Genomic DNA, 24,974 nt, shown 5'->3' with positions numbered 1-24,974 from the left:
CGGGGAGGCCGCCGTCCGTGTTATGTGCGGGGCATGAAGAAGATGTTCGGCTTTCTCCTGGCGGCGGGCCTGCTCGGCAGCGCGTGCCGCTCGGAGCCGGCCGCGCCCGAAATCGAGTACGGCGAGCCGGTCGGGCTCCGGATGGCGACGAAGCGCGGAATGCCGGACTATGAGATCGCCGTCGCCGTGACCAAAGGGACGAACATCGATCCGCTCGTCCCGGTGCTCGGCGCGGCCCTGCACGCCGCGGTCGAGCTCTGCCCGGACGTCGTCGAGGCAGGGAGACGCGGCGAGGCGCTGGACGTCGCGTTCCGCGTCGAGCAGGGCGTGATCCGCGATCCCGCGGCGAAGGGGGACGCGGCGACGTGCGTGGCGCGCGCGCTCGGCGGCAAGGCCATCGCGGCGCCGGACAAACTCTCGGTGCTGGCGCAGATCCGGTTCCCGGTCGAGGCGCCCGCGCCGTGAAGCACGGGATGTTATCGCGTCGGCGCTGAGGCGGCCGCGGGGGGCGGCGGCGCCTCGGCCTTCTTCGGAGGAGGCACGGGGTCGCGCGGGTCGGCTTCCTTCTCGTCCTCGTCCTTCTCGGCGGGCGGTTTGGCCGTGGGGTTCAGCGGGGCCGGTTGTTCCTTCGCGGCCGGTTGTTCCTTCGCGGCCGGCTCTTCCTTGGTTTGCTCCTCCATCGCCGCGTCGGCCTCGTCGACGGGCGACGTCGTCGTCGCGTCCGCGGGCGGCTCGGGCGGCGGGGGCCACTGGCTCACGTAACGCGGCGCTTCTCCTGGGCCCGACGCGTCGATCCAGGTCACAGACCCCGTGCCCGGCGCGCGCACGTCCACGTGCACGAACGAGCTGTTCGGGTAGTAGCCGCAGCCCGTGTCCGTGATCGTCTTGCAGAACGCGACGACCTCCTCGTTCGACACGCCCGTGACGCGCAGGTCGAGCGCGCGCGCGCTCTGGTGCAGGCTGCCCTGGCTCTTCGGGCGGTAGCCGCTCACGAGCGAGATGCCCTTGCCCGGGAAGTGCTTCGCGATCGCCTCGACCCGCGACAGGAGCCCCGGATCGAGCAGGCGCACGTTCGGCGCGATCTCCCCGGAGGCGAGCTCTGCGCGCGCCTGTTTTTCCTGACCTTTTTTGCCCTTGGTCGAGCTCGCCTTCCCCTGCTTGCCCGCGCGCGGCTCGGGCTTCTTCGGCAGCTCGGGCCGCGGCGTGCCCCAGGGGCGCGCGAGCACGCTGAGACGCGCGCGCGCGTCATCGAGCACCTTGCCCTTGCAGTCGACGAGCGAGAACGCCTCGCCTTCGAGGCCGTTCCGATCGACGGACACCGCCGGCGCGAAGCAGGGTGGACGCTCGGCCTCGGCTTGCGCCTTCTTCGTGCCCTTGCGCTTCTTGCTCGGCGTTTGCGCCTTCGCCTTCTTCGTGCGCGACACGCCCGCCGCGCCCGTGGCCTTCTTCTTCGTCTCCGCGCTCTTCGTGGTCGCGGTCGTGGTCGCGCCCTTCGTGCTCGCCGCCTTCGTGGCCGCGGTCGTGGTCGCGCCTTTTTCTTGCTTGGCGAACTTCGTGGCGCTCTCCGGTTTGCGCTTGGTCGACGCGGCCTTGTTCTGCGACGCGGCCGTCTTCGGCGTGGCCTCGACCATGCGCTTCGGCGGCGGCTTGCGGCGGCCCTTGCGCTTCTTCGGCGCGGCGGCGGCTTTCTTGGGCTTCTCGGGCGCCTTCTCCGCCTTCTTGGGTTGCTCCGCGGCCTTCGGCGCCGGGGCCTCCTCGGCGGCGAACGCCTCGCCGAAGGTGAAGGGCGCCGCGAGCGTCAACAGCGCCGCGAGCGTGGACGCAACCCTACGCCTGATCCGACCGTAACGACCGCTGACCATGTGTCGTGCTCTCCACCGACGCCCATCCCTCCATGCGGACGGACGGTGGGTGCGCCGGTGTCTCGCCTTGTGTCATGGGGTGGGTGCGAGGGCCTAATTTTCTGAGGCTTCCACGGGTGCCTGTGGTAGAGGTGGGGCACCCATCGCGACGCCATGCGCGCCTCGATGGCGCGGACGTCGCCCTGTACGTGGCACGTCCCGTCGCTCGGACGGCGGCGGGAGGAATGTCACCGGGGCGCCCGCGTAGTAGGCCCGCACCGGGGGAAAGGTCGGCTCGAGCAGACCAGCGTTCTTGGAGAACCAGAAGGGCAACGCCGCGACGGAGCGCCCCGCGCGTGTTCACGAAGCAAGCGAAGGCAAGCGAAGCTTCAGCACGCCACGAGGGCACACGTCGAGCACGAACGTTGCCTCCGGGCTCACGAGTCCGGGACCCAAGAACCGCGAGCACTGCCAAGCCATCTCCCCTCCGGCGGCAGCAAGGACGAATTTATGCGGCGGATGCGGAAAGACGAGACCAAGGTCTGGCACAACCCCGAGCTCGCGCCGTTCGCGCGGGCCCCCAAGGCCGGCAGCACGAACCGGAACGGCGCGAGCACCCAGGACAGCCGTGTCGCGAAGGAGCATCGCGCCGCGCTCGAGGCGCTCTTCGCGCCGCGCAAGGACCCGGAGCCCGCCGAGAACGGCAAGAGCGGCAAGAACGGCCGCGACACGACCCCGAAGCCGGGCCGCATCGTGCTCGCGCCGCCTCCGCAGAGTGATCCGCGCGCCACCGAGCGCCAGAGGCTCCTCGCGAAGCTGCTCGGCGCCGAGGGGCGCCCGCACATCACGAAGGCCGCGAACGAGTTCCTCGGCGCTGGCTTCAACTTCCCCGACGACCAGGACGTGCACCTGAAGCTCCTCGAGCACAGCGACGAGTCACGCGTGCGCGAGGCGCTCTCCTCGCTCTCCTCGCTCCTCGTCGGCGAGCTGCCGAAGCGCCGCGCCGTGCTCGAGTCGCGCCTGCGTCGCATCGAGGAGTTCGCCGAGGACGAGTCCACCCGCGACGCCGCCGCCCAGCTCCGCAGGCAGGTGAGCGGCCGGCCCGACACGCAAAATCAGTCCGCACAATGAACAAAGCCGAGTTCGAGGCCGAGCTGCGCAAGCTCGCCCAGGCCCACGAGACCCGCACCGAGAACGAGCGCTGCGTGCAGTGCACCGGGTGCGAGCGCTGCGTCGACTGCACGTTCTGCAAGAACTCGAAGGCGCTCGCGCGTTGCCACTACTGCGTCGACTCGCAGCGCTGCTCGGACAGCACGCACTGCCGGAGCTCGCGCGACCTCGTGCGCTGCAACCACTGCGTCGCGTGCGAGCGCTGCACCCAGTGCTCCTACGTGGTCCGCTCCGTCGACTGCACCGAGTGCACGTACTGCTTCGGATGCGTCGGGCTCGTCCGGAAAGACTTCCACATCCTGAACAAGCCCTACGACCGCAGCACGTACTTCGCGATCACGAGCCGCCTCACGCGAGAGCTCGGCCTCGGCTGATCGATCATGCGCGCCGTCGTGCAGCGCGCCCTCTCGGCCCGCGTCGAGGTCTCCGGCGAGGTCACGGGCCGCATCGGCCTCGGCCTCGTCGCGTTCGTCGGCGCGGAGAAGGGTGATACGCAGGCCGACCTCGACTACGTGGTCAGCAAGGTCGTGGGCCTGCGCGTCTTTCCGGACGAGCGCGGCAAGATGACCCGCGCGCTCGCCGACGTCGGCGGCGCGTTGCTCGTCATCAGCCAGTTCACCGTCTTCGGCGACGTTCGCCGCGGCCTGCGCCCGAGCTTCGACGGCGCGATGGAGCCCGCGGCCGCCGAGGCGCTCTACGACCGCTTCGTCGAGGCCGCTCGCGAGGGCGGCGTACCCGTCGAGACCGGGCGCTTCCGCGCCGACATGCGTGTCTTCGTGGAGAACGACGGACCCGTCACGATCCTCCTCGATTCGCGCCGCCTCTTCTGATCGTCTTCCCACGTGCCGCCCCCGGCTGTACGTAACGGGTCACCATGCACGTGATCGTCTTCGGAGCGGGCGCGCTCGGGCGCATTTATGGCGCACACCTCGCCTCGGCGGGGGTGCAGGTCTCGTTCGTCGTGCGGCCTTCCCGCCTCTCGGAGACGTACGCGTTCGTCGTCGAGCAGGTGAACGGGGACAAGCGCCGCGACGCCGTCGAACACCCGCGGCGCATCGAGGCGATCCCCGAAGACGCGACGCTCGTGCTGCTCGCGGTGCGCTTCGATCAGCTCGATCGCCTGCGCCAAAACGAGGACGATCCGCTCGCCGAGGCGCTCCGCAAGGGCCCGGCCGTGCCGCTCGTCGTGCTCACGCCCCTCCTGCCGCCGCAGCTCGCCGCGCTGGAGAGGGCCGTCGGGCGGCGCGTCGTCAGCGCCATGCCGGGCGTCGCCGGGTACGTGGACGACGTCGACGATCGTGGCGTCGTTCGGTACTGGTCGACCGGCATCGCCTCCACCTTGCTCGACGACGACGCCTCGGGCCCCGCGCACTCGCTCTCGCGCGACACGCTCGAGGTCCTCGCCAGGCGCCTCACGAACGGCGGCCTGCCCACGCGCTTCGAGCCTGACGTCGCCTCGCTCAACGCCGCCAGCACCGTCTCGTTTTTCCCGCTCATCGCGGCGATCGACGCGGGCTCCGGCATCGACGGCGTGCTCCACGACAAGGACCTGCTCGAGACCGCGCTCGCCGCCTCCAGGGAGTGCGAGGCGCTCGCCAAGAAGCTCGGCAAGGTCGCGCCGTGGGCGCACGTGCTCACGCGGTTCGTCGGTCCGTACACCCTCAAGCCCGGCGTCGCCCTCGCGCGCCGCCTCGCCCCCGAGACCGTGCGCTTCGTCGAGCGTCACTTCGGCCCCAAGCTGCACGCCCAGCACCTCGCCATGGGCGAGAGCATCCGCGCGCTCGGCCGCGAGCAGGGCCTCGACATGCCCCAGCTCGATCACCTCATGGAGCGGCTCGGCAGGTCATGACCCTCGGGCCCGGGCCTTCGCGAGCGTGAGCGCGAGCGAGAGGGCGCTCTCCATCCCGCGTGGATCGGCCTTGCCCGTGCCGGCGATGTCGTAACCCGTCCCGTGATCGACGCTCGTGCGGATCACGGGCAGGCCGAGCGTCACGTTCACCGCCTCGCCGAAGCCCACGAGCTTGCACGGGATCGTCGCTTGATCGTGGTACATCGCCACGACCCCGTCGAAGGCCCCCGCCGCTTGCTTGCGGAACGCCGTCTCGGCGCCGATCGGCCCCACGAGCGCGGCGGCGAGCCCCTCCGCGGCGAGCCGCTCCTCGGCTCGTACGATCCCGGGCCGGATACGTGTCTCCTCCTCGGTCCCGAGCATCCCGCCCTCACCCGCGTGCGGGTTGAGCGCCGCCACGGCCACGCGCGGCGCCGAAAAGCCGAGCGATCGGAGAAGCCGCACGAGCCAGTAACAGCTCGTCGCCACCGCCTCCGACGTCACGGCCGCGGGGACCTCGGCGAGCGCGAGGTGCGTCGTGACGAGCGCCGTCGTGATGTTCGCCGCGCGAAACGCCATCACCACCTCCCGCGCCCCGAGCCGCGCCGCGAGGTGCTCCGTATGTCCCGAAAAACCTTCCGCGCCCGGCGCGCCGCTCGTGGCGATCGCGAGCTTCGACACCGGGCCCGTCACGAGCGCCTCGGCCGTGCCGTCCTGCACGAGCGCGAGCGCCTCGTTCACCCACGCGAGCTGGGCCGCGCCCGCCTCGTGATCGGGCTCTCCCGGCCGCGCCGGCGCGGAGAGCTTCGTGCTCGGGCCCCACACGCCGATCTCGCCGAGCTCGATCGTCTCGACCTCTTCCGCGCTCTTCACGACCCGGAACCTCGCGGGCGCGATCTTGCTCGCGCGCGCCGCGCGCCGGAGCGTCTCCTCGTCGCCGACGAGCAGGCAACGCGCCTCGGCGTCCGCGTGCGCCGCCGCGTGCACCGCGACCTCCGGGCCGATCCCGCTCGGACAACCCACGCTCATCGCGACCGTCACCCGCTTCATGCGACGATCACCCTCCCGAGCTCGGGTGCTCTCGTGTTCGCCCCGTCCGGCGCCTCGAGCTTGTAGCCCGCGCCGCGCAGCGTCACGAGCGGCAGCGCGCTGCCGAGCTTCGAGCGCAGCCGGCGCACGTGGATGTCGACCGTGCGGGGCCCGCCTTCGTAGCGCGCTCCCCACACCTTCACGAGCAGCTCGTCGCGTGACACCACCTTGCCGCGCTTCTCGCAGAGGTACGAGAGCAGCGCGAACTCCTTCGCCGTCAGCGGCACGTTGCGGCCGTCGATGCACGCCTCGTGCGCCGATCGATCGACGACGAGCGCGCCCACCTTCACGCGCTCCTCCGTCGCAAACTCGCTCTTTTGCCACTCGGCCTTGCGGATGCGCGCGTAGAGCTCCACCGGCACGTACGGCGAGAGGACGAAATCGTCGAAGCCGCTCGCGGGATCCAGCCGCCCCACCTGCGCCACCGAGACCGACGCGATCGCCGGCACGCCCGCGAGCCGCGGCTCGCGCCGGAGCGCGCGCAGCGCCGAGGCCGCGAGGTCCGGCCGCTCCGGCGTCTCCACGAGGATCACGCGCGCCTCGTCCTCCTCGCGCTCGAAGCAACGATAAGGTTCGTCCCACAGATCGAGCAGACGCACCCTCGCGCCGAGGCCTCGCAGCACGCTCGCCGCGCCTTCCTCGCGCTCGAGGTCGGGGCCGTGCCCGACGATGACGATGAACGACGCGCGGCGCGACATGCGCTGGTCGCTATAAAGCTCGTGCTGCGGCGCGGCAAGCACGAGGCCGCCGCGCCGCGCCGTCAGCCGATCTTGGTCCCGCCCACGGTGATCTTGTCGATCTTGATCGTCGGACATCCGACGCCGACGGGCACGCTCTGGCCGTCCTTGCCGCACGTCCAGATGCCGTCGGAGATCGCGAGGTCGGTGCCGAGCATCGTCACCTTGCCGAGCACGTCGGGGCCGTTGCCGATGAGGTTCACGCCCTTGAGCGGCCGCGTGATCTTGCCGTCCTCGATGAGGTAACTCTCGGTCAACGAGAAGACGAAGTCGCCGTTCGAGATGTCGACCTGGCCGCCGCCGAACTTCTTGGCGAAGACGCCGCGCTTGACGCTTCGAACGATCTCCTCCGGATCGTGCGGTCCCGCGAGCAGGATGGTGTTCGTCATGCGCGGCAGGGGCGCGGCGCCGAAGCTCTCACGTCGCCCGTTGCCCGTCGGCTCGAGCTTGTAGTGCTTGGCCGAGAGTCGGTCGTGCATGTAGCCGGCGAGCGTGCCGTTCTCGATGAGCACGCTCCGGCCGGGCTCGTTGCCCTCGTCGTCGACGTTGATCGCGCCGCGCGAGGAGAGCAGCGTCGCGTCGTCGACTACGGTGCAGAGCGGGCTCGCGACCGACTCGCCGACCTTGCCGGCGTAGTTCGAGGTGCCCTTCCGGTTGAAGTCGGCCTCGAGCCCGTGGCCCACGGCCTCGTGCAAGAGGATGCCGCTGTCGCCGGGCGCGAGCACCACGTTCATCTCGCCCGCCGGCGCCTCCTCGGCGTCGAGCATCGTCGCCGCCTGCCGCGCGGCCTCGCGGGCGTGCTCTTCGGGCGAGTGATCGGCGAAGTACGCCGCGAGCGTCGTTCGTCCGCCGCCTCCGCTCGAACCTTCCTGGCGCTTGCCGTCGCGCTCCGCGATCGCGCGCACGCCGAAGCGGAAGAGCGGCTGCACGTCATGGGCCATCACGCCGTCGCTCGTGGCCAGGAGGATCTCGCGGATCTCCTCGGAAAAGCTCGCTTCCGCCTTCACGATGTGCGGGCCTTCGGCGTGGGCCGCGGCGCTCGCTCGTTCGAGCAACGCGCGCTTCTCCATGCCGGGCACGTCGAGCGAGACGAGAGGCACGTTGTAGCGATCCGGCAGGGGTCGGAACCTCGGCAGCACGTGTGTCGTTCCGCCCGAGCTCGTGGCGATCTGCGCGGCGGTCTCGGCCGCTCGTTTCATCGACTCCCACGAGAGATCCTCGGTGTAGGCGTAGCCTGTCGCGTCGCCGCGCTGCACGCGCACGCCGACGCCCATGGACACGCCGCGCGAGGCGGCCTTGAGGATGCCTTCGTCGAAGGAGAAGCCGCCGCCGGCGCGGTATTCGAAGAACAGATCGGCGTACTCGCCGCCCTTGGAGAGCGCGACGGCGAGGAGCCGCCCGCACAGGTCGGCGTCGATCTCGTTGTCCCCGCCCGGCGCGAACGGGGCACGATAGGCAGCGCTTCTGGTCATGGGCCTCCCAATGTAGAGCGCGCGGTAAGGTCGGTCGAGCCGACGGCCGAGGAAATCCGGCCTCATCGTGCGGGATCTCGCGCCCTCGGGCGCAGAAAAGTCGACGTCGCTCGGGCGACGGGCTAACGCGAGTCCACGATGAACGGACAGCTCGCCCTCTTGTGGCTCCACGTATCGGGCAACCTCGTCTGGATCGGCTCGATCCTCGCGGTCGCGTTCGTCCTCACGGCAGGCGGGACGGACGCGAAGGTTCGTGGCGCGCTCGGCGAGCGGATCTACCGGACGCTGAGCGTGCCGGCGTTCGTGCTCGCGTTCGTGACGGGCCTCGCGCGGCTGCTCATGACCACGCGTTACTACTTCGTCGAGACGCACTGGATGCACGGCAAGCTGCTCTTCGCGCTCCTGGTGATCGGCATCCACCACGTGATCGGCGGCCGTGCGAAGAAGCTCGCGCGCGGAACTGTGCAGGACGCCGGGCCGACTGCTATGATGGCGGTGATCCTCGCGGTGTCGGCGGTGATCGCCGCCTTCTTCGCGATTTTCAAGCTGCCGAGCTGAAGACCGGCCAGGATCCAGCGGGATCGGACGGTTTTTGGTCCCGGCCACCGGTTCCGACGCGACCGTGCTTGTGCGGGTCGTGGTTCCGTAAGATGATGAATCGTGGACGAAGGGCGCGACCTCTCGCGGTGCCTTCGTCCAGGGTCGCTCTCTCGAGGAGAATCCCATCGCCGTGGCGGTCGATCGCGACAAGGTGCTCCGAGCAGCGCAGAAGTTCGTCGAAGCAAAGCGCTGGGACAAAGCGATCGCCGAGTTCCAGAAGCTCATTGCCGAAGATCCGAAGGACGTTCGGGTCCTGCTCAAGATCGGTGACTGCCACCTCAAGATCGAGCAGTACCCCGAGGCCATCGAGACGTACGAGGTCGTGGCGCGGCTCTACATCGAGCAGAAGCCGCCCGAGCCGCTGAAGGCGATCCGCGTCTACCGGCAGATCCTGGAGATCATCGACAAGCGCGCGCCGAAGCTCCTCGAGCGCTTCGGCTGGGTCTTGCCGCGCCTCGCGGAGCTCTACACGCAGCTCGGGCTCACGAGCGACGCGGCCGCGACGTACGACGACATCGCGAGCAGGCTCCACAAGGCGAACAAGGATCGCGAGGCGATCGAGCCGCTGAAGAAGGTCGTCGACCTCGACCCACACAACCCCGTGCCGCGCCTGCGCCTCGCCGAGGCGTACAGCCGGCTGAAGGACACGCCCGCGGCGATCGCGCAGCTCGGTCAGGCGGCGGAGGTCCTCGTCAAGATGGGCCGGCGCGACGACGCGCTGAAGGTCCTCGACCGGCTGCTCACGATCAAGGCCGACGGCAAGTACGCCAAGATCGCGGCCAAGATGTACCTCGAGCGCGCGCAGCAGACCGACGCGATGACCGCGCTCGCGAAGCTGCAGATCTCGTTCAAGGAGAACCCGAAGGACCTCGAGACCCTCGGCCTGCTCGCGAGGGCGTTCGACAAACTCGGCCAGGGTCCGAAGGCGACCGAGGTCCTGAAGGAGGCGGCGCGCCTCGCGAAGGACGCGAAGAAAAACGACGAGTTCAACCAGCTCGTCGACGTGCTCCTCCAGCGCGCGCCGAACGACGACGTGGTCCGGCAGCTCGCGGCGCAGCGCCCCGCGCCGGCGCGCAAGCAGCAGGAAGAGACCGAAGACTCGGTCATCGTCGTGCAGGAGGAGGAGTTCCTCGAGGAGGACATCCCCGCCTCCTCGGTGCCGCCCGTCCCGCTGCAGCCCTCGCATCACGACGACGAGGCCCTGCGCGCGCGGCAGATCCTCCAGCAAGCGGAGGCGTACCGCAGCCAGTACGACTTCGCCTCGGCGATCGCGATCCTCCGCGACGGCGTTGCCATGGCGCCCAGCTCGCACGATCTGCGCGGGCGGCTCTGCGACGTGCTCATGGAGGCCGGCGACCAGGACGGCGCGATCCGGCAGATGCTCATCTTCGCGCAGCGCCTCTCCGTCGACGGCGACGTGAAGAAGGCGGCGGAGCTGCTCGACGAGATCCGGCTCATCGACCCGATGCAGCCCGACGCGATCCAGATGCTGCGCACGCTCGGCTACCAGGTCGAGGAGCCGCGGCCGCAGCCGCAGCCGCAGCCGGGGTATCCTTACGCGCAGCAGCAGCAGCACGCGCCGCAGCAGCCGGGCTTTACCGACATCGACGATCCGTTCGCGGGCGTCCCGGCGCAGCAGCACCAGGTCTACGCGCAGCAGCCGCAGTACGCGCAACAGCCGCAGTACCCGCCGCCGCCGCAGTACCCGCCGCACCAGCACGTGCCTCCGCCGTCGCAGAGCCGGACGGGGTACACGCTGAACGAGGACATCCTCGAGAAGATCGACTCCTACGCGAACGAAGGCATGCTCGAGGACGCGCGCGCCTTGCTCGACGAGCAGCTCGCGTACCTGCCGAACCACCCGCTCCTGCTCTTCAAGCGCGCCGAGCTCGAGCAGATGGAGCGGCCGTCGTTCGTGCCCGATTTGCCGGGCGGCGGCAGCGGCATCCTCACGAAGAAGAGCGAGTACCCCGACGACTTCAAAGAGATCCAGGACATGATCAACGACCTGGAGATCGCACCTGAAGCCGCGGGAGCGCCGGCCGAGTTCCCCGGGGTCAACGTCGACACGATCTTCCAGCAATTCAAGGCTGGCGTGCAGGCGCAGATCTCGGACGCCGACGCGGCCACGCATTACGATCTCGGGGTCGCGTATCGCGACATGGGCATGTACACGGACGCGATCGGCGAATTCGACGTCGCGGCGCGGGACCCGTCGCGCGAATGCGTGTGTCGCTCGCTGATCGGCATGATCCACCTGCAGCTCGGCAACGTGGACGCGGCGATCGACGCGTTCCTGCGCGGGCTCGAGGCGCGGCAGAAGACGAAGGAGCAGGAGCTCGCGCTCGCCTACGAGCTCGCGGACGCGTACGAGGCCCGGAAAAACCCGGAGCAGGCGCTCTATTACTTCAAGCGCGTCTCGCAGCTCGACGCCAATTACAAGGATCCGCGCGGCGGCGTGCAGGACCGTATCCGCCGCCTGGAGCCGAACCCGGCCCCCGCCAAGCAGGCGAAGGCGGTCGGCGCGGAGCTGCTCGGCGACGATTTCGATCTCGCGTTCGACGATTTGCTGAGCACCAGCAAAGGCAAGATGCCTTGAAAAGAAAAAAAGGGCTCCCGGTTCTCCCGGGAGCCCTTTTCGTTGGACCCGTTTTCCTTCAAACCGGGTTTTCGTTCACGATGCCCTTGATGCTCGGACCGGTGTAGAAGTCCTGCACCCGGCGCATGTCGCCCTTGGCGATCGCGAAGGCCACGGCCGCGCCCGCCGCCGCGCTGGTCGCGTTGCTCTGCTGCCCCGGCACGTTCTCGCCCGTCGTGGGGTCGAAGCCGTCCGTGCTGCCGTCGGCGTTCACGCCGCCGAACCAGCCCGTCTTCGTGAAGCCATTGCCCATCACGTAGAGCCAGTTCGAGTTGTTCGGCGTCCCGTCCGGCCAGCCGCCGCGGGCGCGCGGGTTCTTCGGCGTGTCGCCGTGCACCGTCATGACGATGTTGTCGGCGAGCGAGCGCGACGTGCAGACCGGGTCGGGGATGGCCGCGAGGTCGTTCATGAACTCGTCGAACATCTTGCCGAGCTGGGCGACCGTATTGCGCAGGTTGTTCATGTCATTGAACGCGCCGTGCGGGTCGTCGCGCATCGCCGGCATCATCACGCTCTGGGTGAGGCCGAGCTTGAAGGCGCGCGCCGTCGTGATGAAGGCGCGGCCGATCTCCGCGAGGCGGTTCGGCGTGCCTTGCCCGATGTTGTACCGGACGAGGTCGTCGGCCGTGGGCCGGAGCTGGGCCGAGAGGTTCTTGCCGAGGAAGTTCGCGCTCGTCTTGCCGACGCGGAGCTGCCGCGCCCACGTCGGGCGGCCGGCGGCGGAGTTCAGGCCGACGAACGCCTTGTAATAAGCCTCGAAGAGCGCCGCGTCCTCCTCGACCTTGAGCGTCTCGCGCGACGCCGCGCTGTCGAAGAGATCGACCATGCCGCCCGCATTGCCGACCGTGGCGACCTGCGGCGCGCCCGGGGCGGCGCCGAAGTTCAGCGGGTTGATCGCGATGACCGGCAAGAGCGAGGGGGTTTGTCGCTGGATGGCCGCCGCCGCGGCGAGCATGCTGACGCCATTGCCGAGCGTCGCGGCAGAGCCGGGCGTCGGCGTGTGCGTCTGGTTTGTCCCGGCCATGAAGGCCGAGATGCGGAATCGCTTGTCGCGCGCTTTCCAGGGGGTCTCGGGGGCGTAGACGAATGGTTTGTCCGTGTCCGTCGCGTCCTCGGTCTGGCCGAAGGCGTGGAACGCGAAATTGTCGTTGTTCGCCTTGGCGATCTGCACGTGGGGCCAGAGGAGCTGGAACCACGCGAATCCGCCGTCGCCGGCCACGAGGTGCACGCTGCGGTTCGTCGCGGCGCACGCGTCGTCGGCCATGGCGGTGCCGGCCGAGTCGGCGATCACGTCGAGCACCTTCGCGCGATCGAGCGCGAGGACGGCGCCCATTGCGGTGGTCCAGCGCAGGAAGTTGCGCCGGGCGTTGCCTTGGAGGTTCTTGAGCCTATCGTCGACCATGGTCTCCTCCGTCACTCGCACGAATGCGCCGCGGCCATCATCGTGCCGACCGCGATCCGCTTGCCCATTTCCACAGTGGAGGCGCTCGTCACGACCTTGTTGCAGATCGCGACGTGCGAGTCGGTCGCCGGGCGACCCATGATGCAGCTGATGGCGTCCTTGTTGCACTGGTCGTTCGCGTCGAACATCTCGACGCCGACGCCGTCGACCTTGCATTGCTCGACGTTCGGCAGGTTCGTGATGATCTCGGGCGCCGCTTGCACGAAGATGTCGAAGAGCTTCGCCGCGCCGGCTGCGCTCCACACGATCGCCTCGCCGACGCGCGCGTCGTAGCTCGCCGCGCCGAGCGCGCCGGTGCCGCCCTTGTAGAGCTGGCCCGCGGTGGGGACGTCGGACGTCGCGTCGATGTTCACGCCGAGCGAGACGAGCACGTTCTGCAGCGCCGCATTCTGCAATTTTTGACACGAATGCAGGCGCGTGCGGACCTCCGGCGGGCCCTCCTCCTGGCGCTGCGCGAGCACCTCGAACGGGTCCTTGTACACGCCATTGCCGAGGTCACCCATGTGGCTGTGCGTGTTGTCCTCGTCGCCCGCGAAGACGCCGGGCTGATTCTCGAAATCCGTGGTCGGGTCGTCGATCACGGGCGCGGGGCGCGAGAGGTTGTCCGACGGGGGCTGCTCCACGCAGGCCGTCGCGAAGAGGCCCGCGGCGAGGGCCAGGGGCGCGCCGCGGGTGAAAATCGAGATGAAACGATTCATGGTCTCTCTCCTTTCTTTCCGCATGCGCCTAGAACTTGGTGAAGTCCTCGCTGAGCAGGATCGTGCGCAGCGTCTTCTTCAGGTTCATTCCATTCGCGAGGAAGTCGTCGACGTAGGGCTTCAGCACCTCCGGCGGGACGGTCGCGAGGTCCGAGACGATGTCTTCCTTCGACATCGCGAAGTTGTACATGCGCGCCACGGCGCAATCGTGGACGTCCGGGTCCTTGGCCATGGCCTGGCCGAGCGCGGGCAGGTCGGCGACGGGCTCGCCGAAGCGCCAGGCCGTGCTCTCGCCGTCCCGGAGCCAGTGCGAGAGCACGGTCTGCTGCGGATCGGGCACGGTCGGCGTCTCGACCTGGCTGTTGTTCGCCCATTGCCCGTTCATGTCGAAATTCGCGAAGAGCGGCGCGACGCGGTTCAGCGTCACGTGGCAGTTCGCGCAGACGACCGACGACGTGTCCTGGAAATCGATCGGGCTCGTCGCCACCGATTCGAACGGCCAGGGACCCGTGTAATCGGCGCCCTTGACGGTCGTCGGCTCGGCCGCGTATTCGGCGGGGAACTTCGTGCAGACGAAGATCTCCTGCACCCAGCGCACGCGCCGGAACGCCATGTTGCCGTAGAACTGCATCATGACGCCGGGGTTCGTGAGCACGCCGGCGTGCGCGCCGACGCCGTTGTTGCAATCGCCGTCGGTGAACGTGTTCGTCGCGCCGTCGTACGTCGGGCAGGTGTTCGTCGTGGCCGTGAAGAGATCCGTGTAGGGCCTCTCCTCGACCATCACGCGCGTCGCGAAGACGGGCGCGGTGTTGCGGCTGGGCTTGCCGTCCTGCGCGCCGCCGCCCTGGCGCATCGTGTCCTGCCACCATTTGATCATGCGCGAGGTGAAGCGTTGATCGGCGAGCATCGCGTCGATCTCCGCCTCGTAGGCCGCGCGCTGATCCGTCGCATTCTCGACGTTCTTGATCTGCTGCAGCGTCGGCAGGTTCCGCACGAGCTTGAGCGAGGCCGTGCGCAGCGCCTCCGTGTAGCTCGTGACCCGGTCGTCGAGCACGGTTTTGTCCGGGATCGGAGGCGCGTCGGGGTCGCCCCCGGCCGTCCCGCCGCCGCCCGGATTGTTGTTGTCCCCGCCGGTCGTGTCGCCTCCCGACGGCGGCTCGAGGCTACTGGGCCCCGAGCTCGAGCACGCGCCCGCCGCGATCGCGGCGAGCAAGGTGAGCATTCTGGTCCGCTTCATGGGCCGCCTACCTTTCGTCCTCTTCATTTCTCCGCCGCGATCCAGATCGATACGCTATTGCGGAAGGTGTTGAACGCGCCGCTTTGCCCGCCGAACTTGAACGGATGGGCGGCATTCCCGTCGGGATTCGTGGTGATGAAGAGCTGGCTCGCGGGCGGATCGTTCGGGTTGACGCGATTCTTGATCTGCCCGCACGCCTTCGCCGAGTCGCTCGAGAGCGCCGTCATGTCGACCGCCGCCACGGCCTGTCCATTGCCGCCGCCGTGGCAATTCAGGCAGACCTGGAGGGGCTGCCGCGCGTTGGCGTCGAACGAGGCGACGTCCTTGCAGCCGCCCGTGGGCCCGCCGTCGCCCGCGTCCGGCGACGCCGGCTCGTACTTCTCGATGGTCTCGAACGCGAGCGAGAGCTTCGCGTCCCTCGACCAGTTCACCAGGACGAGCGTGCCCGGCCCGAGCTCGCCGGATTCGCCCGCCGCGTAAATCGTGTCCACGTTCGAGAAGCTGTCGACCGGATCCGGGTTCGGATCCTTTCCGAGCGGGTGCACGACCCAGAGCGGGTGCACGATCTTCAAGCCCGTCTTCGAGGTCGGGTGCAGCTCGATGTTCGTGAGCTCGAGCGTGGTCTCGGCGAGCAGCTCGGCCTGGAACGTGACGGCCATGCCCTCGAATTCGGCGCCGAGCGCGCCGAGATAGATGGCATTGAATCCCATGATGGGCGCGAAGGGATCGATGTACGGGCCCGCGGCCGGAGGCGGCTGGGTGAAGTTCTGCGCCTCCTGGGCGAGCCACGCCTTGACCTTGGGCAGGAGCGTGTCCTTCAGCGACGCCGAATCGAGGTTCGTCCCGCTATGCCCCTTGCCCGACATTGCATACGTGAGCAAAAGGCTGTTCTCGGGCTGCGTGGACACGATCCCCGGCCAGCTCACGAACGACTGGTAACGGTCCGGCCCGGCGAGGAAGGGCGTGTCGGCGAGGCCCGCGACGTCGTGGCAGAGGCCACAAGCGCTCATGAGATCGGCCTGCATGGAATCGAACAGGTCCCGGCCGTTGATGATGACGGGCCCGGCCTCGACGCCGGCATCCGATACGTTGCCGCCGCCCGTCGGACCCGGCGCGAGCCCCGAGGGCGCCTCGACACAACCCGCCGCGATCGCCGAGGCCAGGGCGGCGAGCGCGCCGAGGCCGATCGCAATGGCTCGAAAGTATTGCTGTTTCGGTTTCATCATCGCAAGCATGCCCATGAGAAGAGAATGGCCGAGTCGCGGAGCGGCGAGAAGCCCCAATTTGTCATGCACGGCCTGCGCCATCCGCTCCCTCTGTGCGTTTGCACCCGAGCCGTACGAACGCGCCCAGGGCGCCGTCCGGACTGCGGGCGGATGGATGAATGATGCCCCAGGGTGGATCAACGATGAACCAGGTCGAGGGGCCCAACCCGCGGCGGTTTTTGATTGCACAAAACTGGTCCCGATCGGCCGGGCGGATGTACCCGAAGCGCATGAATCGGATCCTGCTCCCCGCCCTCGTCTCGCTCCTCGCCATGGGCTGCGGCAAAGCCGCGGTCCAGACCCAAGCGCTCGCCCCGAAAAAGGCCGAGGCCGTCGCCGTCGCCCCGCAAAAAGAAGCGGTCGCGAAGGCCGAGGTCGAGGCGAAGGAGGAGCCGGTCGAGGCGGGACGCCGCGAGGTCGGCGATTACGTGGTCTATCGATTCTCGGGCAGCTTCCAGAAGGCGCCCGTCACGCTCACCGAGCGCGTCGTCGCCCGCGAGAAGGGCGCCCTCGTGATCGATTTCATCCTCGAGGAAGGCAAGACGACGAGCGAGCTGCGCGTGAAGCTCTCCGACGCGCCCGCGACGCGCGGCGAGGTGCTCTCCGTCTCGCGTATCGAAAAAGGCAAGCTCGTCGCGGCCAGCGTCGACGAATACGAGGCGCTCATGGCGAAGACGATGGTCGTCGCCGACGAGAACGAGGAGTCCCTCGGCTCCGAGCACGTGGTCGCCGTGATGGGCAACGACATGCTGCCCGCGAAGCGCACGAGCTTCCGGGTGAAGATCGGCGACAAGAAGGCCACGCTCACCACGGTCGTCAGCGAAAAGTTCCCCTGGGGCGACCTCTCCGGCGAGATCGCCGCCGAGGACGGCTCGGTCATCTATCGCGCCGAGGTCCTGAACGTCGGCCACGTGGTCGAGTCGAAGACGGGCAGCGAGCCGCAGGTCGCCCGCTCCGATTTCGAAGATTACGAGTGATCCAGAAGGACGAGCGAACGCCGAACGAGGCAGAAGCGGCAGACACGTGAGCCAACGTTCGGCCGGGCCGCTCGCGCCGCCAGCGCTTCGTCTGCCGCCGAGTCTGCGCTAGACTCGAGACGAGCAAGGAAGGTGCGCATGGACGAGAGCGCGGACGGGCTGCACGGAGCCGGCGGCGACGAGGAGAGTGCCGGGGCCACGCTCGACACGAGGAAAGCGGAGGGGCCCGATCCCGTGATCGGCGCCGGACTCGCGCTGTTCGGCATCTTCGTGATGGGCCTCGGCGGAGCGCGCGACCTGCACTACGTGTTCAACGCGGGGATGTTCGTCGCGGTCGGCGGGGCCGTGACGTTTGTCCTGTTCGTCGCCCTCACGGCGATGAAGGAACGCACGAAGCGTTAGGCGATCTCTTCCTCGACGGCCGCGAGCTCGCTCTCCGGCACGCCGAGGTCCGCGGCGACGTTGTGGAGCTCCGCGCGCTCGGCGGGCGAGAGCCTCCCGTCCGCCGCCGCGACCTTGGCCAGCAATCGAAGGATCTCGACGCGCTCGCGGCCATCGCAGAGCGTCTTCAGCTCACGCACGCAGAGCGCGAGCTCCTCGTCGCGCAGCTCCGGCAGCTTGCCCTTCAGGGCGCGCGTGAGGGCCTCGATTGCGTCGGAGGACAAACCGTTGATGTGGGCGAGCGAGCTGCGGAGCGTCTGCTCTTCGTTCTCGGTGAGGCGGCCGTCCGCGTCGGCACCCGCGACCTTGCCGAGCAAGACGACCACCGCAGCGATGTAACGAAGCACGACGCTCTCGTCGTCAGGCAGCGCGCGGCGCAACTCCGCGAGCAGCGCATCCACGTTCGGATACGTGTCCCCTCGCTTGAGGCCGAGCCAGGCTAGGAGTCCCACGACAGACCAACGTACTCGGGGTGATTCTCGGGGGTCAATCCTCGGGCAGCGCCGCCTCGCCGAGCCATTCGGCGACGGGGTCGTCCGTCTTCGGCGTCTTCAGGATCGAGCCGTCGGACGCGTCCTTGCGCACGACGAGCGTGCGGCGCGTCGTCGTGTCCGGGTTCTCACGCGCCACGACCGTGATGATGTTCACGCCCGGCCGGAGCGGCGCGTCGAACTCGAACGCCGCCTTCTTGGGGTCGACGCCGTCGCGGTTCGACTTGTAGTAGAGCTTGCGCGAGCCGACGAAGACGTAGAGATCGAGCAAGCGCTCGCCGTCGGAGGCGGCGCCCGTGATCTTCACCTTGTCGTCACGCGTGGCCATCGCCGCGGCGTTCACCTCGAGCGTGGGCGGCGCCTTCGAGTAGACGTCCTCGTACGCCGGCGCCGCGGAGGGGCTGCCGCCCTGCGCAGCCTCGGCCACGGGCACGAAGGCGAAGCGGCTCGAGCCGAGGTCGACCTTGTAGAACTCGCCCGCCTTGCCCGTGATCGCCACGGTCTCGCCGGCCTTCAAGCGGCCGAAGACGAGCCCGTTCGGGTCGGGCGTCGCGCGCAACGTGGCGCCCTGCGGGCCCGCCTTCGCCGTGCCCGAGGTCTTGGTGATCGCGACCGGGCTGCCGACCGGGATCTTCACCTTCTCGGTCGCGACCTCGCGCAGGTCGCGGTCCCCGACGGACAGGCTCAGCGTGGCCTCGGTGTCCTGCAGCTCCGGCTGCACGTCGAAGGTGAAGACCACCTTGCGCACGTCGCCCGGGTTCATGTTCGAGATGTCGAACCGCCCCGCGCGCAGGAGCAGGCCCTCGCCCGAGAGGTTCGCGATGTTCGCCTGCGTCTCGAACGAGCGGCCCTTGCCGACGTTCTTCACGGTCAGGTACATCGAGACGCCCTCGCCGCGCTGGACGCGGCCGTCGCCGTTGCCGCTGCGGTCGTCGACGATCTGGTAGGCGTACTGGAAGAGCGGGCGCTCGAGGGCGCGGATCGTCGGGCGGATCTCGGCCGTCGCGGGCTCGAAGCCGCCCGCGGCCTCGAACTTCACCTTCACGCCGTCGGCGCGGCTGAGCGCGTCCATCGGGATCTTGCAGACGCGCTTCTGGTTGGCGAGGCGCGGCTTCGTCGAGCCGATCTTGCGGCCCTCGACCTCGCACCAGCCGAGCGGCGCCTTCGCGGTCTTGCTCTGGCCGGGGGCGATCTTGCCGAAGACGAGCTCCTTGCCGTCGAGGTAGCCGCTGTCGCTCTCGGTGGCGGCGCGCAGCCGGTAGATCGGCTGCTTGCCGTTGTTCTTCACCGTGACCGAGATGTTCATCGGCTCGCCCGCCGTGACCTCGTTGTTCGGGCGGTCGGTCTCGACCTTCACCTCGAGCTCGTTCTTCGCCGGCCCCTGCGCGCTGTCGGACGGCGCGTCGGACCAGTCGTAGCCGAGCTTCGAGAGCTCCGCGGCGACCTTGTCGAGCTCGTCCTTGCGGACCTTCTCGATGTGGTCACGCGCGGCGTCGATCTGCGCGTTACGCGCCGCGCCGGCAGGCAAACGCTGGGCGAGGTCGCGCGCGAAGCGGATGGGGAAGTCGACGCGGAAGTCGTCGTCGGTCTCGCCGCCGCGCTCGCGCATCTCCTCGCGCTCGGCGCTCGTGAGCTGGTAGCGCACGACCTCACGCGGCTTCGAACCCGTCTGGGCCTTGCCGTTCGTCAGGTGCGCCGAGAGGTCACGCTCGCGCAGGCCGTCCTTCTGGATCGTGAGATCCATCTCGAGCTCGTCGACCGTCATCGGATCGAGCTCGATGTCGGGCGTGACGCCGACGCCCTGGATCGAGACGTCGCCGGGCGTGAGGTACTGCGCGATCGTGAGCTTGAGCGCGGCCTTCTCCGGCGTGACGTCGGGGAAGACGAGCTGCACGCTGCCCTTGCCGAACGTCGTCGAGCCGACGATGACGGCGCGATTGTGGTTCTTCAGCGCGCCCGCGACGATCTCGCTCGCGCTCGCGGAGGAGCCGTTGACGAGCACGACGATGGGATAGGTCGGCTCGGTGCCCGGGCTCTTGGCCTTCTTCTCGTCGCGGCCCTCGGAGGCGCCAACGGTCGAGACGATGACGCCGTCGGCGAGGAACTTGTCGGCGACGCGCGTGGCCTGATCGAGCAAGCCGCCAGGGTTGCCGCGCAGATCGAGCACGAGGCCCTTCAGCGAGCCCTTGCTGCGCAGGTCGTCGAGCGCGAGCTCGAGCTCCGTCGCCGTCGTCGCCTGGAAGTTCTTGATGCGCACGTAGCCGACGCCCGAGGCCTCGAGCGGTCGCGACTCGATCGAGCGGACCTTGATGACCTCACGCACGAGCTCGTAGGGCTTCGGCGTCTGCCAGCCCTGCTCGCCGTCACGCGTGACCCACACGGTGACCTTCGTCCCGGGGTCGCCGCGCAGCCGCCGCACGGCGTCGTCGAGCGGCATGTTGAGCGTCGATTCGTTGTTGATCTTGACGATCCGATCGTGGCGCTTGATCCCCGACCGGCTCGCCGGCGTCTCCGGCATCGGGTTGATCACGGTGAGGACCTGATCGCGGATCGAGATCACGATGCCGAGGCCGCCGAAATGGCCCGACGTGGAGAGGTTCATCTCCTTGTAGGCCTCGGGGCTCAAGAACACCGAGTGCGGGTCGAGCGTGTGCAACATGCCGTTGCACGCCGCGTACTCGACCTCGCGCAGATCGACCTCGGTGCCGCGCAGGTTCTTCTGGAGGAACGCGAAGACCTCGCGCAGGCGCGCCGAGACGTCCCAGGGCCCTTGCACGTTGTCGATCCGGAACTTCTTCTCGGCCGTCTCGACGCGGACGGTCACCTCGTTCGGATCGTCGTTCACGACGATCACCTGGGCGACGTCACGCTGGACGTAGTTCAGCGCCGACAGGAGCATCTCCTTCGGCTTGACCCGTCCGGGCTCGACGTACTTGTCGCGGATGAGCTTGAGCGTCTCGTTGACGGCTTCGAGGCGCGTCAGATCGTAGGGCGCCTTCGCCGCGGGGCCGCTGCCCGTCACGGCGAGCGCGGGCTCGAAGCCGCGCCACAGGCCGCCCGCCCCGAACTGCACCGCGAAAAACGCGGCGATGGCGAACGAAGCAAACGCGATGCCGATCTTCCCGAGTCGCTCGAGGATCTTCATACGATTCCTCGAGTATAGGCGTCACGGCGTCCACGTCGACCACGCAGAAAGACCGTTCCGCGAAGAAAGATCGCGGGGCCTTCGCGCCTAGGACGTGGTCTTCTCGCCGCCCTCGTCTTCCTTCTTAGGGAGCTGCTTCGGCGGCGGTTCGCCCTCGTCCTTGATGCCCTTCTTGAAGTTCTTGATGCCCTCGCCGAGGCCCTTGCCGATGTCGGCGATGCGGCCGGCGCCGAACAAGAGCAGAGCGACGCCCAGGATGAGAAGGAGTTCGGTGATGCTCAATCGGCCCATGGTCGTGCTCCTGCCCGGGGAAGCATCGGGCTTCCCGCGTCCACTCCAACACCCGTACCACCCTCGGGCCGCTCCGGCAATGGAGGCCAAAGCCGTAGGATCGTGAGCGATGCGGGCGAGGGGCGCTGGATCCGCCGTCCACTTTCGTCATGCGCGCAGCGAGCGGCGTGAAGGCAGATGCCACGCGAAGCGGGCCGCCAGGAGCGGACCGAGCGAGCCGAGCGCAGGGACGATCAGGTAGGCGGAGAGCGGGCTCTTTTCACGTTCGAGCGCCGAAAACACGAGCAGCGCGAGCGCCGGGCCAGAGAGCCCGACGAAAAGAGCAAGCGCGCGGCCGCCGAGGCCAAAGGCGAGCACGGAGAGGCTCGCAAAGAGGGCGCTCGAGAGAGCGGTCGAGCCGAGGAGGCAAGCGCGCACGGGCGCGCGGAGGTTCGACGGGCGGCCGAGGGGCAAGAGGCCCCGCACGGAGGCACGGCCGACACGGACGGTCATGGGGCCGGTCGTCTCGTTCGAGGGCAAGGCGAGGACGAGGTCGTCGGCCACGAGGGACGTGGTGTCGGCGGAGAGCTCGATCGAGCGAGCCGCGAGCGCCGATCCGCCGAGGAGCGAGGGGCTCATGACGAGGCGCGGAGGCTCGCCGGGCAAGCAGATCCAGGTGGCGTCGGCGAGCGGGACGGTCGCGGCATGCGGAGAGCGAGGGTCCCGGGCAGCAAAATCGACGCAGGCGGCGCGGCCATCCACGAGGAGGCGAGCGGCGAGGCGGCCAGGCGCTTCGGCCTCGAGGCCCCACGCGAGCGAGGCGAGCCCGGAGAGGGCGAAGGCGAGGAGCCAGACGGGGAGGGCAGACGCGACGAGGGAACGCGGAGAAGCGCCCAGGGCGAAGACGGCGCGGGCCTCGCCCCGATCGACGAGCCGAGCCGCCGCGAGGGCCGCGCCTAGGGCAGGGGCCACGACGAACGCGACCTCGAGCGAGACGGCGAGCGCGGCGCGGGCAAACGGCAAGCCGAGCCTCGCGGGCACGCTTGGTGCGAGCAAGAGCGGCATCAAACGTACGAGGCCCGCGAGCAGCGAGACCGAGGCGACGAGCGCGGCCACGAGCGACGCGTCCCGGAGCGTCGGGAGCGCGAGGAGGCGGAGCCCCGGCGGGATCGAGACGATCGAGCGGCTCATGGGTGGGACGTCCGCGGCGAGTGTACTAACGTTCGGGCTCGTGACGGACCGATCAGCACGCAAGGAGGCCGGATGTCCGCGGTCGTGATCGTCGGCGCCCAGTGGGGGGACGAGGGAAAAGGCAAGATCGTCGACCTGTACACGGAGAGCGCGGACGTCGTCGTCCGCTTCGCCGGCGGGCCGAACGCTGGGCACACGCTCGTCGTGGGCGACGACAAGATCGTCGTGCGGCTCGTGCCGAGCGGGATCCTCCGGCCGAAGGCGCGCTGCATCATGGCGCAAGGCATGGTGGTCGATCCGGCCGTGCTCGTGTCGGAGCTCGACGTGCTCGAATCGAAGGGGCACGCGACGCACGGGCGGCTCTTCGTCTCGGACCTCGCGCACCTGATCTTGCCGTACCACCGGCTCGTCGACGGCCTGCGCGAGGCGGCCGCGACGGACGGGCAGAAGATCGGCACGACGAAGCGCGGGATCGGGCCGTGTTACGAGGACAAAGCGGCGCGCCGCGGGATCCGCGTCGGCGACCTCGCGGACATGGCCGACCTCGAGCAGAAGCTCGCGCGGGCGTCGAGCGCGTGGAGCCCGGTGGTGCGCGCGCTCGGCGGCGAGATGCCGGACGTCAGCGCGATGATGACGGAGCTGCGCGCGCTCGCGCCGCGGATCGTGCCGCTCATCGCGGACACGGCGAGGCTCGCGGACGAGGCGATCAAGAAGGGCGAGCGCGTGATGTTCGAGGGCGCGCAGGGGACGTTGCTCGACCTGGATCACGGGACGTACCCGTTCGTCACGTCGTCGTCGGCCGTGTCCGGCGGCGCGTGCGTGGGCGCGGGCGTGGGGCCGACGCGGATCAATCGGGTCCTCGGGATCACGAAGGGGTACGCGACGCGCGTGGGCGAGGGGCCGTTCCCGACGGAGCTCGCGGGGGATCTCGGCGATCGGCTGCGGGTCGCGGGAGGCGAGTTCGGCTCGGTGACGGGCCGGCCGCGGCGGACGGGGTGGCTCGATCTGCCGGCGCTCCGGTACGCGGCGCGGGTGAACGGGCTCGATGGGCTCGCCGTGACGAAGCTCGACGTGCTCAGCGGGCTCGACACGATCGAGGTGTGCGTCGCGTACGACACGCCGGAGGGGCGCACGACGGAGCTGCCGATCCGGCACGTCGGGAAGGCGAGGCCCGTGTACGAGAAGCGGCCCGGGTGGCGCGAGGCGCTCTCCCAGGCGCGGACGATGGCCGAGCTGCCCCAGGCCGCGCAGGACTACGTGCGGTACCTCGAAGCCGAGATCGGCGTGCCGGTGTTCCTGGTGTCGGTGGGGCCGAGGCGGGACGAGACGATCGTGCTCAAAGACGCGTTTGGCTGAGCTTCAGGTCGACAGGCTCTTCATGTCGATCGAGAAGCGATAACGCACGTCGCCCTTCACGGTCCGATCGTACGCCGCGTCGACCTGCTGCATCGGGATGACCTCCACGTCGGAGACGATCCCCTTCTCGCCGCAATAATCGAGCATCTCCTGGGTCTCGCGGATGCCGCCGATGAGCGAGCCCGCGATCGTCTTGCGCCCGAAGATCAGGCCCATCGCCGCGATCTCGAGGGGTTTGTCCGGCGCGCCCACGAGCACGAGCGTGCCGTCGCGGCGCAGGAGGCCGAGGAGCGCGTTGATGTCGTGGCTCGCCGACACGGTGTCGAGGATGAAGTCGAACGAGCCCATCGCCTTGGCCATCGCGCTCGGGTCGGTGCTCACGAGGAAATGGCTCGCGCCGAGCCTGCGCGCGTCGGCCTCTTTCCGCGCCGAGGTGCTGATCACCGTGACCTCGCAGCCGAACGACGCGGCGAACTTCACGCCCATGTGCCCGAGCCCGCCGAGGCCGACGACGCCGACCCTCTGCCCCTGGCTCGCCTTCCAGCGCCGGAGCGGCGAGTAGGTCGTGATCCCCGCGCAGAGCAGCGGCGCCACGGCCGCGAGGTCGAGGCCCTCGGGCACGCGGAGGACGTAGTCCTCGTTCGTCACGAGGACGCTGGAGTAGCCGCCGAACGTCGGCGTCTTCCCGTCCCGCTCCGTCCCGTTGTACGTGAACGTGGCGCCGCCCGTGCAGAACTGCTCCTCGCCTTCCTTGCAGCTCCCACATTCGCGGCACGAATCGACGAAACAACCGACGCCCACCAGGTCGCCCTCGCGGAACTTCGTGACGCCCTTGCCCCTGGCAGACACGCGGCCGACGATCTCGTGGCCCGGGACCATGGGGTAGGTCGAGTTGCCCCACTCGTTGCGGACCTGGTGAATGTCGGAATGGCAGATCCCGCAATAGAGGATCTCGATCACGACGTCGTGGTCGCCCGGGTCGCGCCGCTCGAACGTGAACGGCACGAGGGGAGATTTGGCGTTTTGCGCAGCGTAGCCGTGAGCTCGAATCATCCGCTCTGCCTAC

Annotated in this window: 23 protein-coding genes; 10 read left to right on the top strand and 13 right to left on the bottom strand. The window is 69.1% G+C overall.

All coding sequences use genetic code 11. The features are described 5' to 3' along the window. The first annotated feature begins 33 nt into the window (after window positions 1-33). Window positions 34-465 (top strand): hypothetical protein, encoded by a 432-nt coding sequence (locus GF068_RS20870; RefSeq protein ID WP_153821152.1) that lies wholly within the window; start codon window positions 34-36, stop codon window positions 463-465. Window positions 466-476: 11 nt separating this feature from the next. On the opposite strand, the gene GF068_RS20865 is transcribed toward GF068_RS20870, so the two are convergent. Continuing rightward, window positions 477-1,862 carry a YcbK family protein gene (locus tag GF068_RS20865; RefSeq protein WP_153821151.1) on the bottom strand — a complete coding sequence of 462 codons (1,386 nt, stop codon included), beginning with the start codon at window positions 1,860-1,862 and terminating at the stop codon, window positions 477-479. A gap of 498 nt (window positions 1,863-2,360) precedes the next feature. On the opposite strand from GF068_RS20865, the gene GF068_RS20860 reads away from it, so the two are divergent. The 4 genes from GF068_RS20860 to GF068_RS20845 are packed head-to-tail and all read left to right on the top strand — an operon-like array spanning window position 2,361 to window position 4,860. After that, window positions 2,361-2,972: a hypothetical protein gene (locus GF068_RS20860; protein ID WP_153821150.1), complete on the top strand. Its 612-nt coding sequence runs from the start codon at window positions 2,361-2,363 to the stop codon at window positions 2,970-2,972. Further along, window positions 2,969-3,385, top strand: coding sequence for a hypothetical protein (locus tag GF068_RS20855; RefSeq protein ID WP_153821149.1), 417 nt, complete (start codon window positions 2,969-2,971; stop codon window positions 3,383-3,385). Before GF068_RS20860 ends, GF068_RS20855 begins: the two co-directional genes overlap by 4 nt. Window positions 3,386-3,391: 6 nt before the next feature. Continuing rightward, the gene (dtd, locus tag GF068_RS20850; protein WP_153821148.1) at window positions 3,392-3,841 is read left to right on the top strand and encodes a D-aminoacyl-tRNA deacylase; all 450 of its coding nucleotides are present in this window, start codon (window positions 3,392-3,394) and stop codon (window positions 3,839-3,841) included. A gap of 44 nt (window positions 3,842-3,885) precedes the next feature. Beyond that, window positions 3,886-4,860 (top strand): ketopantoate reductase family protein, encoded by a 975-nt coding sequence (locus GF068_RS20845; RefSeq protein ID WP_153821147.1) that lies wholly within the window; start codon window positions 3,886-3,888, stop codon window positions 4,858-4,860. Here the strand turns inward: GF068_RS20845 and pdxA are convergent. The 3 genes from pdxA to GF068_RS20830 all read right to left on the bottom strand — a co-directional run bounded on the left by pdxA (window position 4,855) and on the right by GF068_RS20830 (window position 8,137). Further along, the gene (gene pdxA, locus GF068_RS20840) at window positions 4,855-5,889 is read right to left on the bottom strand and encodes a 4-hydroxythreonine-4-phosphate dehydrogenase PdxA (protein WP_240807069.1); all 1,035 of its coding nucleotides are present in this window, start codon (window positions 5,887-5,889) and stop codon (window positions 4,855-4,857) included. The two genes, GF068_RS20845 and pdxA, sit on opposite strands and share 6 nt — an antisense overlap. Next, window positions 5,886-6,626, bottom strand: a complete 741-nt coding sequence (locus tag GF068_RS20835) for a winged helix-turn-helix domain-containing protein (RefSeq protein ID WP_153821146.1) — start codon at window positions 6,624-6,626, stop codon at window positions 5,886-5,888. Before GF068_RS20835 ends, pdxA begins: the two co-directional genes overlap by 4 nt. Before the next feature lie 62 nt (window positions 6,627-6,688). Further along, a complete protein-coding gene (locus GF068_RS20830; RefSeq protein WP_153821145.1) occupies window positions 6,689-8,137 on the bottom strand; it encodes a TldD/PmbA family protein in 1,449 nt (482 codons plus the stop codon). Between the two features lie 138 nt (window positions 8,138-8,275). Here GF068_RS20830 and GF068_RS20825 point away from each other — a divergent pair, with 138 nt between their 5' ends. Both GF068_RS20825 and GF068_RS47095 read left to right on the top strand, forming a co-directional pair. Next, on the top strand, window positions 8,276-8,695 hold the full coding sequence (locus GF068_RS20825) for a CopD family protein (RefSeq protein WP_153821144.1): 420 nt from the start codon (window positions 8,276-8,278) through the stop codon (window positions 8,693-8,695). Window positions 8,696-8,867: 172 nt separating this feature from the next. Continuing rightward, window positions 8,868-11,336: a tetratricopeptide repeat protein gene (locus tag GF068_RS47095; RefSeq protein ID WP_338046488.1), complete on the top strand. Its 2,469-nt coding sequence runs from the start codon at window positions 8,868-8,870 to the stop codon at window positions 11,334-11,336. 58 nt (window positions 11,337-11,394) lie between these two features. On the opposite strand, the gene GF068_RS20815 is transcribed toward GF068_RS47095, so the two are convergent. The 4 genes from GF068_RS20815 to GF068_RS20800 are packed head-to-tail and all read right to left on the bottom strand — an operon-like array spanning window position 11,395 to window position 15,998. After that, window positions 11,395-12,777 carry a hypothetical protein gene (locus tag GF068_RS20815; RefSeq protein ID WP_153821143.1) on the bottom strand — a complete coding sequence of 461 codons (1,383 nt, stop codon included), beginning with the start codon at window positions 12,775-12,777 and terminating at the stop codon, window positions 11,395-11,397. Between the two features lie 11 nt (window positions 12,778-12,788). Further along, the gene (locus GF068_RS20810) at window positions 12,789-13,535 is read right to left on the bottom strand and encodes a hypothetical protein (protein WP_153821142.1); all 747 of its coding nucleotides are present in this window, start codon (window positions 13,533-13,535) and stop codon (window positions 12,789-12,791) included. Window positions 13,536-13,563: 28 nt separating this feature from the next. Further along, window positions 13,564-14,772 carry a DUF1549 domain-containing protein gene (locus GF068_RS20805; RefSeq protein ID WP_170319592.1) on the bottom strand — a complete coding sequence of 403 codons (1,209 nt, stop codon included), beginning with the start codon at window positions 14,770-14,772 and terminating at the stop codon, window positions 13,564-13,566. Window positions 14,773-14,795: 23 nt separating this feature from the next. After that, a complete protein-coding gene (locus GF068_RS20800; protein ID WP_153821140.1) occupies window positions 14,796-15,998 on the bottom strand; it encodes a hypothetical protein in 1,203 nt (400 codons plus the stop codon). Between the two features lie 269 nt (window positions 15,999-16,267). Between GF068_RS20800 and GF068_RS20795 the strand changes: the two genes are divergently transcribed. After that, window positions 16,268-17,014, top strand: a complete 747-nt coding sequence (locus GF068_RS20795) for a hypothetical protein (protein ID WP_240807067.1) — start codon at window positions 16,268-16,270, stop codon at window positions 17,012-17,014. Between the two features lie 138 nt (window positions 17,015-17,152). After that, window positions 17,153-17,416, top strand: a complete 264-nt coding sequence (locus tag GF068_RS20790) for a hypothetical protein (protein ID WP_153821139.1) — start codon at window positions 17,153-17,155, stop codon at window positions 17,414-17,416. Here GF068_RS20790 and GF068_RS20785 read toward each other — a convergent pair. The 4 genes from GF068_RS20785 to GF068_RS20770 form a co-directional block, all read right to left on the bottom strand. Beyond that, window positions 17,413-17,907 (bottom strand): TerB family tellurite resistance protein, encoded by a 495-nt coding sequence (locus GF068_RS20785; RefSeq protein ID WP_153821138.1) that lies wholly within the window; start codon window positions 17,905-17,907, stop codon window positions 17,413-17,415. The two genes, GF068_RS20790 and GF068_RS20785, sit on opposite strands and share 4 nt — an antisense overlap. Before the next feature lie 34 nt (window positions 17,908-17,941). Continuing rightward, window positions 17,942-21,091: an MXAN_5808 family serine peptidase gene (locus GF068_RS20780; RefSeq protein WP_153821137.1), complete on the bottom strand. Its 3,150-nt coding sequence runs from the start codon at window positions 21,089-21,091 to the stop codon at window positions 17,942-17,944. 87 nt (window positions 21,092-21,178) lie between these two features. Then, complete coding sequence (tatA, locus tag GF068_RS20775; RefSeq protein WP_153821136.1) at window positions 21,179-21,382, bottom strand: twin-arginine translocase TatA/TatE family subunit; 204 nt, start codon at window positions 21,380-21,382, stop codon at window positions 21,179-21,181. A gap of 147 nt (window positions 21,383-21,529) precedes the next feature. Continuing rightward, the gene (locus GF068_RS20770) at window positions 21,530-22,552 is read right to left on the bottom strand and encodes a hypothetical protein (protein ID WP_153821135.1); all 1,023 of its coding nucleotides are present in this window, start codon (window positions 22,550-22,552) and stop codon (window positions 21,530-21,532) included. A gap of 72 nt (window positions 22,553-22,624) precedes the next feature. Between GF068_RS20770 and GF068_RS20765 the strand changes: the two genes are divergently transcribed. Beyond that, on the top strand, window positions 22,625-23,908 hold the full coding sequence (locus tag GF068_RS20765; RefSeq protein WP_153821134.1) for an adenylosuccinate synthase: 1,284 nt from the start codon (window positions 22,625-22,627) through the stop codon (window positions 23,906-23,908). Window positions 23,909-23,911: 3 nt separating this feature from the next. On the opposite strand, the gene GF068_RS20760 is transcribed toward GF068_RS20765, so the two are convergent. Further along, entirely contained in the window at window positions 23,912-24,961 is a 1,050-nt protein-coding gene (locus tag GF068_RS20760) for an NAD(P)-dependent alcohol dehydrogenase (RefSeq protein WP_153821133.1), read from the bottom strand. Between the last annotated feature and the right edge of the window lie 13 nt (window positions 24,962-24,974).

The organism is Polyangium spumosum, assembly GCF_009649845.1.
GTDB classification, from domain to species: domain Bacteria; phylum Myxococcota_A; class Polyangia; order Polyangiales; family Polyangiaceae; genus Polyangium; species Polyangium spumosum.
This window is presented reverse-complemented; position numbering and strand designations above follow the sequence as displayed.

Excerpts from the sequence above, each read along its gene's own strand:
- GF068_RS20780 (WP_153821137.1), bottom strand. The coding sequence starts at position 21,091 with ATGAAGATCCTCGAGCGACTCGGGAAGATCGGCATCGCGTTTGCTTCG.
- GF068_RS20810 (WP_153821142.1), bottom strand. The coding sequence starts at position 13,535 with ATGAATCGTTTCATCTCGATTTTCACCCGCGGCGCGCCCCTGGCCCTC.
- GF068_RS20770 (WP_153821135.1), bottom strand. The coding sequence starts at position 22,552 with ATGAGCCGCTCGATCGTCTCGATCCCGCCGGGGCTCCGCCTCCTCGCG.
- GF068_RS20855 (WP_153821149.1), top strand. The coding sequence starts at position 2,969 with ATGAACAAAGCCGAGTTCGAGGCCGAGCTGCGCAAGCTCGCCCAGGCC.
- GF068_RS20800 (WP_153821140.1), bottom strand. The coding sequence starts at position 15,998 with ATGATGAAACCGAAACAGCAATACTTTCGAGCCATTGCGATCGGCCTC.
- GF068_RS20825 (WP_153821144.1), top strand. The coding sequence starts at position 8,276 with ATGAACGGACAGCTCGCCCTCTTGTGGCTCCACGTATCGGGCAACCTC.
- GF068_RS20870 (WP_153821152.1), top strand. The coding sequence starts at position 34 with ATGAAGAAGATGTTCGGCTTTCTCCTGGCGGCGGGCCTGCTCGGCAGC.
- dtd (WP_153821148.1), top strand. The coding sequence starts at position 3,392 with ATGCGCGCCGTCGTGCAGCGCGCCCTCTCGGCCCGCGTCGAGGTCTCC.
- GF068_RS20865 (WP_153821151.1), bottom strand. The coding sequence starts at position 1,862 with ATGGTCAGCGGTCGTTACGGTCGGATCAGGCGTAGGGTTGCGTCCACG.
- GF068_RS20805 (WP_170319592.1), bottom strand. The coding sequence starts at position 14,772 with ATGAAGCGGACCAGAATGCTCACCTTGCTCGCCGCGATCGCGGCGGGC.
- GF068_RS20845 (WP_153821147.1), top strand. The coding sequence starts at position 3,886 with ATGCACGTGATCGTCTTCGGAGCGGGCGCGCTCGGGCGCATTTATGGC.
- GF068_RS20830 (WP_153821145.1), bottom strand. The coding sequence starts at position 8,137 with ATGACCAGAAGCGCTGCCTATCGTGCCCCGTTCGCGCCGGGCGGGGAC.
- GF068_RS20765 (WP_153821134.1), top strand. The coding sequence starts at position 22,625 with ATGTCCGCGGTCGTGATCGTCGGCGCCCAGTGGGGGGACGAGGGAAAA.
- GF068_RS20835 (WP_153821146.1), bottom strand. The coding sequence starts at position 6,626 with ATGTCGCGCCGCGCGTCGTTCATCGTCATCGTCGGGCACGGCCCCGAC.
- tatA (WP_153821136.1), bottom strand. The coding sequence starts at position 21,382 with ATGGGCCGATTGAGCATCACCGAACTCCTTCTCATCCTGGGCGTCGCT.
- GF068_RS20860 (WP_153821150.1), top strand. The coding sequence starts at position 2,361 with ATGCGGAAAGACGAGACCAAGGTCTGGCACAACCCCGAGCTCGCGCCG.
- GF068_RS20760 (WP_153821133.1), bottom strand. The coding sequence starts at position 24,961 with ATGATTCGAGCTCACGGCTACGCTGCGCAAAACGCCAAATCTCCCCTC.
- GF068_RS20790 (WP_153821139.1), top strand. The coding sequence starts at position 17,153 with ATGGACGAGAGCGCGGACGGGCTGCACGGAGCCGGCGGCGACGAGGAG.
- GF068_RS20795 (WP_240807067.1), top strand. The coding sequence starts at position 16,268 with ATGAATCGGATCCTGCTCCCCGCCCTCGTCTCGCTCCTCGCCATGGGC.
- pdxA (WP_240807069.1), bottom strand. The coding sequence starts at position 5,889 with ATGAAGCGGGTGACGGTCGCGATGAGCGTGGGTTGTCCGAGCGGGATC.
- GF068_RS20815 (WP_153821143.1), bottom strand. The coding sequence starts at position 12,777 with ATGGTCGACGATAGGCTCAAGAACCTCCAAGGCAACGCCCGGCGCAAC.